The 15,524-nt window shown below is 37.1% G+C and carries 15 protein-coding genes and 2 pseudogenes; 8 read left to right on the forward strand and 9 right to left on the reverse strand.

The features are described from left to right. The first annotated feature begins 49 nt into the window (after positions 1 to 49). Together J655_RS05745 and J655_RS0104160 are read left to right on the forward strand one after the other, a co-directional pair. Positions 50 to 568 (forward strand): GNAT family N-acetyltransferase, encoded by a 519-nt coding sequence (locus J655_RS05745; protein ID WP_032052109.1) that lies wholly within the window; start codon positions 50 to 52, stop codon positions 566 to 568. Between the two features lie 80 nt (positions 569 to 648). Beyond that, the gene (locus tag J655_RS0104160; RefSeq protein WP_050675381.1) at positions 649 to 1,416 is read left to right on the forward strand and encodes a tetratricopeptide repeat protein; all 768 of its coding nucleotides are present in this window, start codon (positions 649 to 651) and stop codon (positions 1,414 to 1,416) included. Between the two features lie 72 nt (positions 1,417 to 1,488). Here the strand turns inward: J655_RS0104160 and J655_RS05750 are convergent, their stop codons facing one another. Continuing rightward, complete coding sequence (locus J655_RS05750) at positions 1,489 to 2,115, reverse strand: LysE family translocator (RefSeq protein WP_014206803.1); 627 nt, start codon at positions 2,113 to 2,115, stop codon at positions 1,489 to 1,491. Between the two features lie 161 nt (positions 2,116 to 2,276). Here J655_RS05750 and J655_RS05755 point away from each other — a divergent pair, with 161 nt between their 5' ends. Both J655_RS05755 and J655_RS05760 read left to right on the forward strand, forming a co-directional pair. Continuing rightward, a complete protein-coding gene (locus J655_RS05755) occupies positions 2,277 to 2,732 on the forward strand; it encodes an Lrp/AsnC family transcriptional regulator (RefSeq protein WP_032052112.1) in 456 nt (151 codons plus the stop codon). A 193-nt stretch (positions 2,733 to 2,925) separates the two neighbouring features. Then, on the forward strand, positions 2,926 to 3,507 hold the full coding sequence (locus J655_RS05760) for a recombinase family protein (RefSeq protein WP_014206801.1): 582 nt from the start codon (positions 2,926 to 2,928) through the stop codon (positions 3,505 to 3,507). 31 nt (positions 3,508 to 3,538) lie between these two features. On the opposite strand, the gene J655_RS05765 is transcribed toward J655_RS05760, so the two are convergent. The 3 genes from J655_RS05765 to J655_RS05775 all read right to left on the reverse strand — a co-directional run bounded on the left by J655_RS05765 (position 3,539) and on the right by J655_RS05775 (position 6,705). Beyond that, positions 3,539 to 4,300, reverse strand: coding sequence for an IclR family transcriptional regulator (locus tag J655_RS05765; RefSeq protein WP_032052113.1), 762 nt, complete (start codon positions 4,298 to 4,300; stop codon positions 3,539 to 3,541). 165 nt (positions 4,301 to 4,465) lie between these two features. After that, positions 4,466 to 5,737, reverse strand: coding sequence for a CitMHS family transporter (locus tag J655_RS05770; protein ID WP_032052114.1), 1,272 nt, complete (start codon positions 5,735 to 5,737; stop codon positions 4,466 to 4,468). A gap of 44 nt (positions 5,738 to 5,781) precedes the next feature. Continuing rightward, a complete protein-coding gene (locus J655_RS05775) occupies positions 5,782 to 6,705 on the reverse strand; it encodes an SMP-30/gluconolactonase/LRE family protein (protein WP_032052115.1) in 924 nt (307 codons plus the stop codon). A 219-nt stretch (positions 6,706 to 6,924) separates the two neighbouring features. Here J655_RS05775 and J655_RS05780 point away from each other — a divergent pair, with 219 nt between their 5' ends. Genes J655_RS05780 through J655_RS05790 form a run of 3 tightly spaced genes read left to right on the forward strand, consistent with a single transcriptional unit; the run spans position 6,925 to position 10,417 of the window. Beyond that, positions 6,925 to 7,863 (forward strand): hydroxymethylglutaryl-CoA lyase, encoded by a 939-nt coding sequence (locus J655_RS05780; RefSeq protein WP_032052116.1) that lies wholly within the window; start codon positions 6,925 to 6,927, stop codon positions 7,861 to 7,863. A gap of 1 nt (position 7,864) precedes the next feature. Next, on the forward strand, positions 7,865 to 9,058 hold the full coding sequence (locus J655_RS05785) for a CaiB/BaiF CoA transferase family protein (protein WP_171073760.1): 1,194 nt from the start codon (positions 7,865 to 7,867) through the stop codon (positions 9,056 to 9,058). A gap of 51 nt (positions 9,059 to 9,109) precedes the next feature. After that, positions 9,110 to 10,417: an MFS transporter gene (locus tag J655_RS05790; protein ID WP_081311988.1), complete on the forward strand. Its 1,308-nt coding sequence runs from the start codon at positions 9,110 to 9,112 to the stop codon at positions 10,415 to 10,417. Between the two features lie 84 nt (positions 10,418 to 10,501). Here the strand turns inward: J655_RS05790 and J655_RS25690 are convergent. Together J655_RS25690 and J655_RS05795 are read right to left on the reverse strand one after the other, a co-directional pair. Continuing rightward, positions 10,502 to 10,624, reverse strand: a pseudogene (locus tag J655_RS25690) (alpha/beta hydrolase); the annotation flags it as partial. A 155-nt stretch (positions 10,625 to 10,779) separates the two neighbouring features. Beyond that, positions 10,780 to 11,703 carry an alpha/beta hydrolase gene (locus J655_RS05795; RefSeq protein ID WP_171073761.1) on the reverse strand — a complete coding sequence of 308 codons (924 nt, stop codon included), beginning with the start codon at positions 11,701 to 11,703 and terminating at the stop codon, positions 10,780 to 10,782. Positions 11,704 to 11,813: 110 nt separating this feature from the next. Between J655_RS05795 and J655_RS05800 the strand changes: the two genes are divergently transcribed. Continuing rightward, a complete protein-coding gene (locus J655_RS05800; RefSeq protein ID WP_032052120.1) occupies positions 11,814 to 12,713 on the forward strand; it encodes a LysR family transcriptional regulator in 900 nt (299 codons plus the stop codon). A gap of 95 nt (positions 12,714 to 12,808) precedes the next feature. Here J655_RS05800 and J655_RS05805 read toward each other — a convergent pair. From J655_RS05805 to J655_RS05815, 3 genes and pseudogenes are all read right to left on the reverse strand, one after another. After that, positions 12,809 to 13,652: pseudogene (locus J655_RS05805) on the reverse strand (SDR family NAD(P)-dependent oxidoreductase). A 45-nt stretch (positions 13,653 to 13,697) separates the two neighbouring features. After that, entirely contained in the window at positions 13,698 to 14,558 is an 861-nt protein-coding gene (locus J655_RS05810; protein WP_032006201.1) for an SDR family NAD(P)-dependent oxidoreductase, read from the reverse strand. 30 nt (positions 14,559 to 14,588) lie between these two features. Beyond that, the gene (locus J655_RS05815) at positions 14,589 to 15,503 is read right to left on the reverse strand and encodes an alpha/beta hydrolase (protein WP_032052122.1); all 915 of its coding nucleotides are present in this window, start codon (positions 15,501 to 15,503) and stop codon (positions 14,589 to 14,591) included. Between the last annotated feature and the right edge of the window lie 21 nt (positions 15,504 to 15,524).

Here is a 15,524-nt window from a genome sequence, read left to right on the forward strand (position 1 = left end):
TAAAGATTCTAAATTAGTAAATTTTAGTTAAATAACTTCGAGAAAAAATATGAAAGACATCGAAATTTTAGAAATAAATGAAATTGGCGATTATGAAGAAGGCCTATCGTTATTGTTAGAAGACTCTGTAAATAACGGAGCTTCAATAGGTTTCTTAACTCCCATAGAAAAGAACGAAGTCTTAAATTATTGGTGTGAGGTCAACTATAAATTAGCACAAGGTAATAGCCGTCTATGGATTGCCATTCAAGAAAGAAAAATAGTAGGTAGTGTTCAATTGTCTTTGGTGAGTAAAAAGAACGGTGTTCATAGAGCTGAAGTTGAAAAACTCATGGTTCTGACATCTGCAAGAAAACAAGGAATAGCAACGTTATTACTTAATGAGTTAGAAACATTTTCAAGAGAAAAGGGTCTGCGCTTACTTGTCTTAGATACACGTGAAGGCGATGTGTCCGAACTTTTATATAGCAAAATTGGATTTGTTCGTGTGGGTGTCATTCCAAGTTTCGCATTAAGTTCAAATGGGGACTACGACGGCACAGCAATTTATTATAAAAGGCTTGGTTGAATTGATTTTTTTAGAAACAAGAGATTATTTAGTTTCTAATATGTTGTGCTGCAAGCAACTAAAATAAAAAAGGAATTTTAATGATTTTAAAGAAATTTATATTACTAGTCTTTTTATTAATGCTTGTAAAAAATGAAGTGTTGGCCGATTCATCTATTGATGTACTTCTAGATGAAGGTAAAGATTATTTTGAAGGCACTAATGGTAAAGAGCGAGATTATGCTAAAGCTTTAGAACTATTTTTAGTGGCTGCAAAACAAGGAAGTCCATTAGCAGATGCTCGAATTGCATATATGTATCAAACCGGAACTGGTGCAAATCAAGACTATACCGAAGCTTTTAAGTGGAATCTTAAAGCTGCAAATAATGGAGAGTTACAAGCACAATATAATTTGGCATTGATGTATAAAGATGGTTTAGGCACAGAAAAAAGTGATACAAATGCTTTTAAGTGGTTTAAACAAGCGGCACTTCAAGGTGATGTATCAGCTCAAGTAAACTTAGGATTAATGTATCAAAATGGAGAAGGTGTTGATAAGAATGTAGACAAGGCATTCTTTTGGTACAAGAGCGCTGCTGCACAAAATGATTTCATGGCTTTTTATTACATGGGAACTTTTTATGAAGAAGGAATTAGTGTTAAAAAAGATGAAAAACTTGCATTTGAATATTATCGGAAGGCTGCATTGTTAGAGTATGGAATTGGTCAATATGAATTAGCTAGATGCTATGAATATGGAATTGGAACACATAAGAACATGAGCAAGGCAATAAAGTGGTATGGTAAGGCAGCTAAGAGAGGCAGTGACGAAGCTATCGAAAAATTGAAAGAACTAGAAATTAAATAATTCTAAAATAGCTTATCTCATTTAACCTCTAGTTAGGAGCTTTTATATATAATCAGATATTTAAGAAGAAAATTATTTATCCTCTAAAGCAAGTTTAATACCGAGTATAAAAAGTACGGTCCCAGAGACTTTATACATATACGTTAAAAAGTAAGGATTTTTTTGGATTTTATTAGCTAACACTCCAGAAACTAAAGCGATGGGGCCTTTAACTAAAAAGGTTAGGCCAGCGAAGGTTGCACCTAATATAAATAGAGATAACATAGGATTGGTTGAGTTTGGATGAATGAATTGAGGAAGGAAGGCAAAGTAAAAAAGCATAATTTTAGGATTTGAAATATTAGAAAAAGCACCTTGTAAAAAGATTTTAAACGATGAGTCTGGGGCACGATGATTGTTAACTAATATTAGGTCATCTGTAGATCGGAAAAGTTTAAAACCCAAGTATATTAAGTAAATAGCCCCAATAAGTTTTAAAATGAAAAAAAGCCATTCAGAGGCTTGTAGGAGAGTACCAACTCCTAACATTGCTAATATGGTGTGCAGTAATAATCCTGAACTGATACCCGCAGCTGTTGTTATTCCAACACGAGTGCCACTAGATAAAGAGCGTGACATAACGAGAACCATATCTTGACCAGGGGTAAGAATGATCAAAAGAGATGTTGCAATAAAAGGTAAAAGAGAGAGCTCAAGCATGTAGTAACTCCTAAAAAGGATCTGGTGGAAGGCAGGTGAAACTATAATTTCAAATTATAGTAACTAGACTGTAGATGTTGGATGCTAATTTAACTTTAATTTCTTTTGATATTGGTTATATTATCTAATATTGTTTTATAAATTAGTTTTTTGGTTTAATTATGGTTGATTCAGTAGATAAAAAAATTCTGAGAGTGATTCAGAAGAATTCAAATCAAACAAATAGTGAGGTTGCGCAGCAAGTGGGGCTTTCTGCAACTCCTTGTTTACGTCGAGTTCATCTTTTAGAAGAACAATCTGTCATTACAGGTTATGTTGCATTAGTAAACCCATCAGCTGTAGATTTGAAATTTACAGCATTTGTGCGGATTACGCTTGAACGTCAAGATAAAGTGACTATTGAAAATTTTGCAAAAGAAATGGAGCAAGCACCAGAAGTGCTGGAGTGCCATTTAATGGCAGGGACATATGACTATCTTTTTAGAGTTATTGCTAAAGATTTAGAGGACTATCAAAGGTTCCAAATGGAAACACTTACAAAAATCAAAGGGATACAAAATGTTGTTACAGAGATTCCATTGAGGAGTATTAAGCAAACCACATGTCTTCCAATTTAGCATTATTGTGTGAATAAAATTGAAAATTTGTGAAACTACTTATATTGTTATTTGTAGTGTATAAAACTAAATTTTTTTAAATTATTAGTTTTTTAATCTAATGTTATTTTACATGTTGGTTAAATTAGCATCCATTATCTAATCTATTGCAATTATACTTTTAATTAGAAAAGTCAATGTGAATTTTTTTAAAATGCGTATATTTGCTTATATTAGGATAAACCCTGATGAAACAATAGATCTTCATAAATATATTTCTACGTTTGGTGGAAGTGGCTATCATATTCAAAAAAGCAGATTGATTGTTGAGGAAGTACTGGTTGAAAAATCTATTTCATATCGAGATAAGTTTTCAAATTTAGTTAATTATGCATTAGAGGAAGACGATAGTTTAATTGTTAAGGGCATAGATTGTTTAGGTAATTCTTTTGAAGAGATTCTGAACATAATTAATAAAATTGAACAGAAGAAAGTTCGGTTGGTTTGTATGGATTATTCAAAAAATGAAATTAACGGTGATTTGAAAACTGTTTTTATACACTTTTTGAAGCTTTGTACTGATTTTGAAAAAAAATTAGGTGTTCACCATAATGTATGTGAAATAAATAGAAGCACGAAGAGAGTGGGTCGTCCTGAAAAGCTTTCCGAGGCCCAAAAGAACCAAGTTCTTGAAAGTTATAAAAAGGGAAAAAGTATCTATTGTTTAGCTAAAGATTTCTCTGTTACTCGTACTGTAATCAGAAGAATTTTAGATAAAAATAAATGTAATATTTAATCCCTCTATTTATAATGGTAGCAAATTTTTGCTACTTTATATTATTAATGAGTTTTATAAGGGGGCTAATTTCTCCTCCTAAATACTTTGACACCTGAATACTACATTCAAGTAAAAGCGAAATATTTTCGGCAATTTTCTCTTGGGTTAAACGTTCAGAAGGACCTGAAATAGTAAGTGCCCCTTGTAACTGTCTACCATTGCTAAATACAGGTACAGACAAAGAAGACGTTTCTGGGTCACGTTCTCCAAATGAACTTGCCCAAAACTGATTTTGGATTTGTTGTAGATTTTCATCTACTTCAGTTTGAGAAAATGCACGAAGAATTTTACCCGAAGCCCCAACATTCACTGGAAAAGTATCTCCTTCAGAGATAGAAACCTTTACAGATCGAGCTGGTTCAATGCGAAACAGAACCACGCGCTTATCGTTATCTAAAATATAAAATGAAGAAGTTTCACCTGTTTCTTTGGTGATTCTTTCCAAAATAGGATAAAGCACATCTTTAAGCTTAAAAGAATTTTGATAAATTCTTGATAATTTTAACGGTGTAATGCCTAAAGAAAATTGACCATCTTCATTTCTAACAACATAACCATGACGTTCTAATGAACTTAGTAATCTAAGAATAGTACTTTTATATAGCTTTGTACGGCGTGAAATTTCTGCGAGAGATAAGACGGGGCTATCGATATCAAAAGCATCTAAAATAAGTAATGCTCTATCTACGGCAGCTACACCTGAATTTTGCTTATCCATTTGGCTATCAGGATCTTGGGTTGATTTCGTCATACAAAAATATAAAAACTCAATTAAATTTAAGTGTTTTAGGAATAAATAAGTATAGCTGTAATTTAAAAGATGAAATAGATTTTTTAGTGAATGTAAGCGTGTGGCAAGATAAAACATAGAAGGATATAAAAAGTGCCTTCAAATTTTGAAAGCACTTTTATTAATTTATATAAGATCGATAACTAGAGCCGCAACATACATCACTAGGCAAGTTCCCGTACACCAGAGTATGGATGCCTTTTGATTTTCACCATAATCTACATTGGTTAAAGAGCATAATAGATAGGTAGAGGCAACCATTGGGCTTAACAAATGAATAGGTTGACCAATTAAACTTGCGATAGCCATTTCATTTGCACTGATCCCATAATGTGAGGCAGTTTCAGCAAGAATAGGTAAAATTCCAAAATAAAAGGCGTCATTCGTCAAAATGTAAGTAAATGGCATGCTAATAAAAGCAGTAATCGATGACAGATAAGATCCAGACGATGCAGGAATAATTGAGATGAGATGCTGAGCAATAGCTTCAATCATGCCTGTACCTGTCATGATTCCTACAAAAATGCCAGCAGCAAAAATCAGAGAAGAAACTGCTAAAACGCTATCTGCATATTTCGCGACTAATTTTTTCTGTTCAGAAAGTTCTGGGAAGTTAACCACTAAACCGATACAGAATGCTAAAATGAACAGAGGCGCTAAAGGCAAATAACCTTTAATCATTGAAAAAACCAGAAGAATAGTAAGTATCAGGTTAAACCATGATTTCCAGCTTTTCGTATTTTGCTCATGATGGATAAGATCGTCATCAGGTTTAATTTCATGAATACCTAAGCGCTTTCTTTCTTTTAAACCCAAGTAACAAGCGACAAATATGACCCAAATAAGACCCGCACACATCACGGGCAACATTTGTAAGAAAAGTCCAGTTGGGTCGACTTTAAGTGCGCTCGCAGCTCTAGAAAATGGACCAGCCCAAGGTAAAATATTCATTACCCCAATTGACAGTAATAGAACAGTTGCCATGACTTGTGGTCGGATTCCAATTTTTTTGTACAAAGGCAACAAGGCTGTTGCGACAATAATATAAGTCGTTGCGCCATCACCATCTAGCCCGACACAAATTCCAAGAATAGCTGTACCTACAACAATTTTTAACGGGTCGCCTTTAACAATTTTAATGATGAATTGAATCAGCGGATTAAAGAGGCCAGCATCTGTCATCATGCAAAAATACAAAATTGCAAAGGTAATCATGATGCCAGTGGGAGCAAGTAGCTTAATTCCATCAATCATCATGCTACTCATGTCTGTGACATGACCAGTCAAAAGCGCAAAAATTACTGGAATAAGTACCAAAGCTGTAAGGGCGGATAAGCGTTTCGACATTACCGCATACATAAATACAGCGATCATGCTGTAACTTAAAAAAACTAACATAAATCAATCCTTGATTTACTTAAGAAATAAATTTTAAGTAGAAATTAATGATGAGAAAACATTGGCTTACCCGAATGTTCTAAATAGGTAGTTAAGATAGAACCGGTAGATGAATCGATCATAAATAATTGCTTATTTTCATGACCACCAAAGGCTAGATTGGTAATCGTTCTACCAGCACACGATTTAATGCGATAAAGGGGTTCTGCATATTGGTTAAATACCCATACACATGCTTGGCCAGCATCACAAACATATAGATTTTTATCAGCATCTAAAGCAAGTCCGTCAGCACCGCTTAAACCTCCAGCGAGTGTAGTAAAAATGCCCACTTTTGTAGTAGAGCCATCTTTTTGGATTGGTAAACGCCATACAGAATTTCCACGGGTCATTGCGACAAATAAAGCTTTTTCTTCATAGTCCATGACCAAACCATTTGGACTTGGAGCATTATTAATAAGACATTCAAGATGTTCTGTATTCATGTCATAGCTGAATACACGTCCTGTAGGGTCATGCATTCCTGTCTGGCCTTGATCTGTAAAATAAAGTTTTCCATCTTGAGAAAAAAATAAATCATTTACCCCTTTAAAACTTTCACTTTTGCGATGCGTTAAAAACGGGCTAACCACACCTGTATTGGGGTCTAATTGCATGATTCCATTTTTATAATCAGCAATAAAAATTCGACCATCATTATGTATTTTTAGACCATTTGGCCAGCCGTCATATTCCGCTAAAAGGTCCCATTGACCTTCTGGAGATATTTTAAAAATTCGTCCAAACGGAATGTCGGTAACAAATAAATTTCCATTTTTATCGAAAGAGGGTCCTTCTAAAAAGCTCGTTACTTTTTGACCCGGTTTATTAGCACGAACCCAGTCTGATTCATCATGCTTTAAAAAAACTTCAGGAATTTGACTAAAAACCTGAGTTTGTAACTCTTTCGGTGGTACGAAAAGACTCATACAAGCATCCTTACTGTTCTATTCTACAGAACAATGTTCTATTTATATTTATTTTTTAGCTTATTTTTAGTCCTGTCAAGTATTTTTAAATTTTTCGAATTTTGTGGTTGAGCTATAAAAATTTTAATTTGCATTAAAAATAGAACTGTGTTCTATTGGATAGAACGCTACTGGCGTTATACGTGAAAAATATTCTTGTGCAATAGGAAATGTCAGCTTATGAGCCATTCAAAGGACATCGATATATTGGTGAGTGAGGTTGGACCTCGCGATGGTTTGCAAAGTATTAAACAAACCATGCCAACCGATATGAAGAAAAAATGGATTTCAGCTTTAGCTCAAGCGGGATTAACTGAAATAGAAGTTGGATCTTTTGTATCTCCAAAATTGCTGCCACAAATGGCGGATTGTGGAGAGCTGGTTAAACATACTTTGACTTTAAAAGACGTATTCGTGACCGCTTTAGTCCCAAACCTAAAAGGTGCCGAAAATGCATTTCAAGCAGGAGTTCAAAAAATTACGATTCCTGTTTCAGTGAGTGAACCTCATTCACTATCAAATATTCGTAAAACTCATGCTGAAGTTTATGAAGAAGTGAATTCAATTGTTCAGCTGAGAAATGAAAAATATCCAGAAATATTAATAGAAGCAGGTCTATCAACAGTTTTTGGCTGCACGATTCAAGGTGTAGTTACGGAAAATGAAGTCCTAACGATGGCTCAACGAATGGCCCAATTAGGTGTAGATGAGATTGGCCTAGCAGATACGGTTGGATATGCAAATCCTGTCCAAGTCCGCAGTCTATTTAAAAAATTAAAACAGGAAGTCGGAAATTTAGCAGGTAGTGCACATTTCCATAATACGCGTGGGCAAGGTCTAGCGAATGTTTTAGCCGCAATTGAAGTGGGTGTGACTACATTTGATGCTTCGCAAGGCGGAATTGGTGGTTGTCCATATGCTCCCGGTGCATCAGGCAATATTGTCACTGAAGATTTAGTTTACCTGTTAGAAAGCATGGGATTACGTACTGGTATTGATATCGATCGACTTGTTGAAGCTCGCGAATGGTTAAAGCAAGGGATACCAGGAGAGCCACTCTACGGATTTATTCCAGATGCAGGCGTAGGTAAAAATTTTAAATATGCAAAGGACCAATAACATGAAAGATGAAAAAAAACTCCCACTGGCTGGAATCCGAGTTCTAGAATTCGTACATATGGTTATGGGACCTGCATGTGGTTTACTTCTCGCAGATTTAGGTGCTGAAGTTATCAAGATTGAACCATTGCCTCAAGGTGACAACACTCGCAGACTTATGGGGTCGGGTGCTGGTTATTGGATGACTTATAATCGCAATAAAAAAAGTTTGTCAGTTGATATTAAAAGTGAAAAAGGAATGTCACTTGTTAAGGACTTAATCAAAACTGCGGATGTTGTGATTGAAAACTTTAGACCCGGAGCGATGAAAAAACTAGGACTTGATTATGAAGGGGTTAAATCAATTAAGCCCGATATTATTTATGGTTCAATGAAAGGTTTTTTACCGGGTCCTTATGAACATCGGACAGCCTTAGATGAAGTCGTACAAATGATGACTGGGCTTGCGTATATGACTGGTCCTGTGGGACGTCCATTACGTGCTGGAGCATCTGTTAATGATGTGATGGGCGGAATGTTCTGCGCTTACTCAATTGTTGCAGCTTTATACCAACGTCAATTAACTGGCCAAGGTCAACTTGTCGAAACTGGTTTATTCGAAAACTCTGCATTTTTGGTTGCACAGCACATGATGCAAAGAGCAGTTACAGATAAGCCTGTAGCTCCAATGCCAAATCGTGTTTCAGCTTGGGCAGTATATGATGTTTTCAACACTAAAAATAATGAACAAGTCTTTATTGGTGTAGTTACGGACTCGCAGTGGCTCGCTTTCTGTGATGCTTTCGGCTTAGAAGCCCTAAAAAATAATCCAGATTTCGCTCAAAATAACCAACGTGTAAAAGCACGTGAGCAAATCCATCCCATTATTCGTGAGACGCTTAGCCAATTAGACAAAACAAAAGTAATGGAGCTATGTGAACAAGCTGGTTTACCTTTTTCTCCGATCCAACGACCAGAAGATTTATTTGAAGATATTCACTTAAATGAGTCAGGAGGTATGGGGAAAGTAGTTCTAGAAAATGGTAAGCAAGTAAAGGTTCCTTTATTACCATTTACGATGGATGGTCAACGCTTTGGTGTACGTGAAAACGTGCCGGAAGTTGGTGAAGATACTATAGAGGTTCTTACTTCTTTAGGTTATGACCAAGCAAAAATTAAAGAGCTTACTGATTCGCAAATTATTAAATCTAACTAATGCTTTTAAGCATTAGTTTTTTTATTCGTGTTTTATGCAAGGACTGCATATATGAACTCTTCAAATAATGCTTTCAATCTGCAACAAGCAGCATGTGATAGTGCAATCAAAAAGGCAACTTGGCGTTTCATTCCATTACTCGCTTTGGCATATTTTTTTAATTATTTAGATCGCACGAGTGTTGGATATGCTGCATTACAAATGACAGACTCGCTTGGTTTAACCGCAGCCCAATTTGGGTTAGGAGCGGGAATCATGTTTGTAGGTTACTGTTTATGTGAAGTTCCAAGTAACCTAGCAATGTATAAGTTTGGTGCCCGAGTCTGGATGGCCCGAATCATGATTACATGGGGAATTGCTGCCGCTGCCACAGCATTTGTGATCGGCCCATATAGTTTTTACTTTATTCGTTTCTTATTAGGTATAGCGGAAGCTGGTTTTTTCCCTGGTGTTATTTTCTTTTTAACTATCTGGTTTCCAACACAATATAGAACCCATATTCTGGCTTTATTTACTATTGCTACTCCCATTTCATTTTTAGTGGGTGGCCCTTTATCAATATGGCTCCTAGGTTTACATGGTCATATGGGTTTAGAGGGGTGGCAATGGATGTTCTTAATTGAAGGATTACCTGCGTGTATTTTGGGTATTATCACGTATAAAGTATTGAAAAATAATCCTAAAGATGCGCATTGGCTAACTAATGAAGAGCGTAATGCTTTAACTGATGCATTAGCAAATGAAAAGAAAAAAGCAGCAGGTAACCATCATTTCAAAGATGCATTGAAAGACGTTAGAGTTTGGATATTAGGATCAATTACTTTTAGCTTCACGTTAGGAACTTATGGAATTGGGATTTGGCTACCACAGATGTTAAAGGCCCAAGGCGTTGAATTAAGTTTAATTGGTTGGGTTGCCGCAATTCCTTATTTCTTCTCAACAGTTGGTTTATTAATTTGGGCTAAACATGTAGATCGAACAGGTAAACCTATTCGTAATCTTGTTATTGCACTAGTGTTAGCTGGGATCGCACTGATTATTGCCTTAAACTTATCTGGCTTAATTCCTGCGTTGATAGGAATCACTTTTGCTTTAGTTGGTACAATTTCAGCAAAAACAATTTTCTATTCACTACCGGGTAAATTTTTATCGGGAGAGGCAGCTGCAGGTGGTATTGCTTTAATCAATTCGATTGGCGCCTTTGGTGGATTTGTTGGTCCATATTTAATGGGTTATTTAAAAACAGCAACGGGTTCCTTCACAAGTGGATTTATGATTATGGGTTGTATCCTTTTCTTAGCGGCCTTTATGACAGCTCTTCTTCATATTGCTATGAAAAAAAGGGAATTACCTCAGTAAGTTCTTTATTTATTGTTTTACTAAACTAGAGTCAATTTAAAAAGCCTTATAAAGATATAAGGCTTTGCTGACTAAAAGTTATCGCTTTGTTTGCTTGATATAAATATAAGGAAGAATAAATACACGGAAAAAGGCAAAGAAGCCAATAACTAAAATCAAAGGAAGAATGTAGGAAAGGACTATATTCTTTTTCTTCTTAAGAAGTATATAGAACTCTATTGTAGTTATTTATAAGTATGCGTGATTCTCTAACTATTGAAATTTAAAATCAATATATAAGTTTATTAATTGTTTTTGCGAAATTGAATACTCATGACAAGGTTTGGAAAGTTCCCCGATTGAGAAACTTTCCAATATTTTGTTTAAAGATACTTTTGAAAGAACGGAATAATTCTTTCTAAAGCGTGAGCAACAGGTTCAGGTTGATCATATAAGTCATAATGGCTCGCACCTTTAACCACAAAAAGGTTCTTATCTTTAGAAGCCGCTTTGCTATATAGCTCATAACCATCGCGATAAGAACCGAATCCACCCGCTATATCACCAATCACAATTTGCAAGGGTTGAGTGAGTAAGTGTTCTGCCAAATGAAATGCATCAAACCCAACAGCAGCCGCTAAACTTGAAAAGCGAAGTTTATTTGGTGAACCTTCTGCCTGACCGCGCGGGGTTTTGTAGTAATCAATCGCTTCTTTGATATCAATATCATTGATTCCAGCTTGCTCACGCTCTTGTTGTGAGTTTGGAATGTACTGGGTAATAAATGGTTCCGCACCACGCGCTTCGGCTGTTCGCTGCGCAGCAATTGCTTCTAAAGTTTTAATAGCTGCTTCAGGCGTTTGGTCACCTTCACGCATTAAACGGCCATAGTTTGCTGCTACAACAGTTGCGACTGCTTTAAAACGGCGTTCAGTCATAGCTGCATTGACAGCATAACCACCGCCACCACATACACCTAATACACCAATACGGTTTTCATCAACATAACTAAGCGTTGTTAAATAGTCGGCTGCACAGCGGAAATCTTCTACACGTGTTGCAGGGTCTTCAATAAAGCGAGGTTCGCCACCGCTAGCACCTTGATACGATGCATCAAACGCTAAAGTAATAAAACCAGCTTCAGTCAGTTTTTCACCATAGATTGCGCCTGCAGTTTGCTCTTTACAACTACTAATTGGATGCGCACATACAATTGCTGCATATGTTTTGTTTTCATCGAAATCTTTTGGAAAACGAATAGTTGCAGAAACATCGATATTTTTATTTTTGAAAGTTACAGTTTTCATCATCTTCTCTCCGAAAGAAGAACTAGGTCGATGAAATTAATATAACCCTAGTGATTTATTATGATAATCCACTATAATCAGATAGCACTTATATTGAATACTTATAAATAATGAAAGAAAATTTAAATGATTTGCATACTTTTATGGTCGTTGCTCAAGAGCGAAGCTTTACCCGTGCAGCCGCAAAACTCAGAACGTCACAGTCAGCCATTAGCCAAACACTCCGTAATTTAGAAGACCGAATTGGCATAAAACTATTATCAAGAACTACCAGGAGTGTCGCACCGACAGAAGCAGGTGAATATCTACTGAATTTGCTTCAACCTGCAATAGAAGAAATAGAAAATGGCATAAATCAAATTAGTGCTTTAAAAAATGATCCAGCAGGAACATTACGTATTAGTGCAGATGAATATGGAATACAAAGTGTTTTATGGCCAGCAGTTGAAAAAGTCATACAACAATTTCCAAAAATTTCAGTAGAGATCATATCTGATTATGGTCTTGTTGATATTGTAGAAGGGCGTTTTGATGCAGGACTTAGAAGAGGTGGTTTGGTTTCTAAAGATATGATCGCTTTACAGGTGAGTGAGCCAATACAAATGCTTACTGTTGCAACCAAAGAGTTTTTAGCTCGTTATGGTCACCCAAAGCATCCAAAAGATTTAGTGGAATACCACTGTATTAATTTAAGATTACCAACACATGGTGAACTCTATCGTTGGCAATTTACCAAACAAGGTAAAACACAAATAATTACTGTTAATGCTAAAATCGTTTTTACAACCCTATCTCCAGTGCTTCAAGCAGTAAGGAGCGGTGTAGGAATCGCTTATTTACCTATTGACATGGTTCAGCCTTATATTGAAAGTGGTGAACTGGAAGAAACGCTAAAGGACTGGCGACATAGCTATGAACCTTATCATCTGTATTATCCCCACAGACGTGAGCAAGCACCTTTATTAAATATCTTAATCGATGCGTTAAAAGAAAATTTTAATAGAAAGTAGCTGCGCATAAGACTTATAGTTTGAGTCAATGATTAGAATTTTGCTGCTAATTAAATAAACACGGATATCCCAATAACATCCGTGTACGAAAAGACCTAAAATGAACTATGCTTTTTTCTCTGCCAAGAGCATGGTCTGTTTAAGTTGTTTACGGTTGAAACCTAAAAACTCAATCACATTTCTAAACAATGCTGGTGCTTTAGCAATCGGGGTATTTATTTTAGGTACAACCGTCATATCTTTACGCTGTTCTATGCTCTCAACTACGCCTGAAACAACTTCTTCAATAGACACATATTTCCAAATACCCGAGTTACCTTTCCACACAGCTTTACCTGCTGGGTCATTTTGAATACTGTCCATCATTGGGGTCTTAAAGAAGGTCGGATGAAGGCTACCAACATCTATATTTGAATATTTTAATTCTAGACGAAGGCTATCACATAAAGCCCAGACGCCTGCTTTACTCGAAGTATAGTGAGTATTTAACGGGGAGTGGACGAAAGCTGCCATTGAGGACACAGCCAGTAAATATCCCTGAGTTTGTTTTACATACGGTATAGCTGCGCGAAAAGTACGAAATACCCCTGTAAGGTTAATATCGATGGTTCGCTCAAAGGTTTCAGGGGCCATATGTTCTAGTGCTTCGGTTGTAGCTATGCCTGCATTTGCAATCACCACGTCAATTTTACCGAAGTGTTGAGCTGCATTTGCCATAGCTGTTTCTAGGCTTTCTAAAGAGCGCACATCGGCTACCCAACCTGCGGCAATGCTTTGCCCACCTAGCTGTTTTACCTGACTTTCGACTTTGCTAAGCTCTAAATCTAGTAGTGCTAGTTTTGCGCCTTTCGCTTGTAATGCCTGAGCAATCGCAAGTCCTAGACCACCTGTTGAACCTGTGATGACCACAACTTTATCTTTTAATTTGTACTTAGACATATCAGATTTCCAGACATTTTTATAAATGAGTTTTAAGGAAATGGATTATTTCTGGATAGGTTTAGATTCATTTTCAAGTTGTTGAAGTAATCCCTGTAATTTCTTATGGTGTACAACCATTGCATCACTACCTGCACTAAAGATTCCGCGTAATATCGAGAACGGAACCCAACGCACTGGAGCAAAAATGCGTGGCTGGCGACGCTGCACACCTTTTACAATTGCTTGCGCCATATATTCCGGAGAAATAGGCTTGCGTAACCATGCTGGAAATGCTGCTTCAATCATCTTCGTTACAGTTGGGTTCCCCCCAAAGGCAACATTAGCGATCGGTGTTGCTGTCCAGCCTGGATAGACAACACTAGCGGTTGCACCAGTATATGCAATCTCTGTACGGAGACAGCGTCCGAGCATTTCTACTGCCGCCTTTGAAGCCGCATATGGAGCGTTTGCCATTCCATTGACAAAGCAATAAACAGAAGAGGTTATGAGGATTTGTCCTTTGTTACGGGTCACTTCTGGTAAGGCAGCACGGACTATGCGCCAGACACCCAGTAAATCAACCTCAACAATTTTATCGAACTCAGCTTCATCACAGCTAGCAATTGTCGAAGCACCATCACGCCATGAGATACCTGCATTGGCAAAAGCTATATCAAGGTGTCCAAAGTGTTTTATTGTTTTCTGGACTACATCTTTTGTGGCTACTGCATCAGTAACGTCTAGCGCTAATGGTAAAACCCGAGACGCATCAAATTCAGATGCAAGTTTATCTACAGCTTCCTGTTGCATATCGGTGAGTACCAAGTTTGCACCTAATGCATAAAATTCACGGGCTGTTGCTGCACCAATTCCTCCAGCGGCTCCTGTAATTAAAACAACTTTTTTGTTAAGGTCATATTTCATGGTCTTTCTCCAAATATTTTAAATTTACTGTTACTTGACTGGAACGATGCGTTTAAGAAAGTCAATCTGATCACGAACAACACGCTCAAAAGCTTCTCCAACGTAAATTTCAAAATGACCATCGGCATAGTGCTTAATTTCATGATTGGGTGTATGGCTCGCATGACGCAATGTTGTTTTTGAGGGTGCAACAGAGTCGGTATCGCAGACACAAAAAAACACGGGGGCTTGAATACGTGATGTCTTACGGCCCGGGTAATAGCGTATGATGTCGAGTACAAAACGTGCAGCGACATAGTTTGGAATATTTGATCCTGAAGGCATGAGTGCGAGATAGCCTGAATAAGCATCAGGTGCATTCATTAATGCTGTATGTCCTGTTGGAGCTGCAAGAGGCACCATGACTGGCTTGGCGCCGAGCATTGATCCAATCTTGTCTTTTAATGCGAGTCCCGTGAGCTTAAGGGTCGTTATTGGGTTCATTGCCATGCTAGATGAGAACCCATCAGTGAAGGGGCATTGTGATATAACAGCAGCAAGCCGATTATCATCAGCAGCTGTTGCCAGCACATGGCCTCCACCGAAAGAAGTCCCCCATATAACCACGCGGTTTGGGTCAATTTTTTCTAGGCTACGTGCATAGGCAATAGCGGCTTTCCAGTCTTCAAGCTGACTTTTTATGTCTAGTAATTGTCGAGGTTGTCCTTCGCTATCACCAAAATAGCGATAATCAAACACTAAACAAGCATAACCTTCTGCCACAAAGCGCTCTGCAAAAGCGGTTAAACGCATTCGACGAGTACCACCCAGACCGTGCGCCATCACAATAATTGGTGTAGTGGCCTCGGTCGCTGGACGATATAAATAGGCACTGCATTTCATGCCATTTGAATCAAACTGAACATCAAGTGGTGCTTGGGGCACATTATTTAGACTTTTACCCATCGTATTTTTCTCAATATTGGC

This window comes from Acinetobacter sp. 1294243, from assembly GCF_000588015.1.
GTDB classification, from domain to species: Bacteria; Pseudomonadota; Gammaproteobacteria; order Pseudomonadales; family Moraxellaceae; genus Acinetobacter; species Acinetobacter pittii.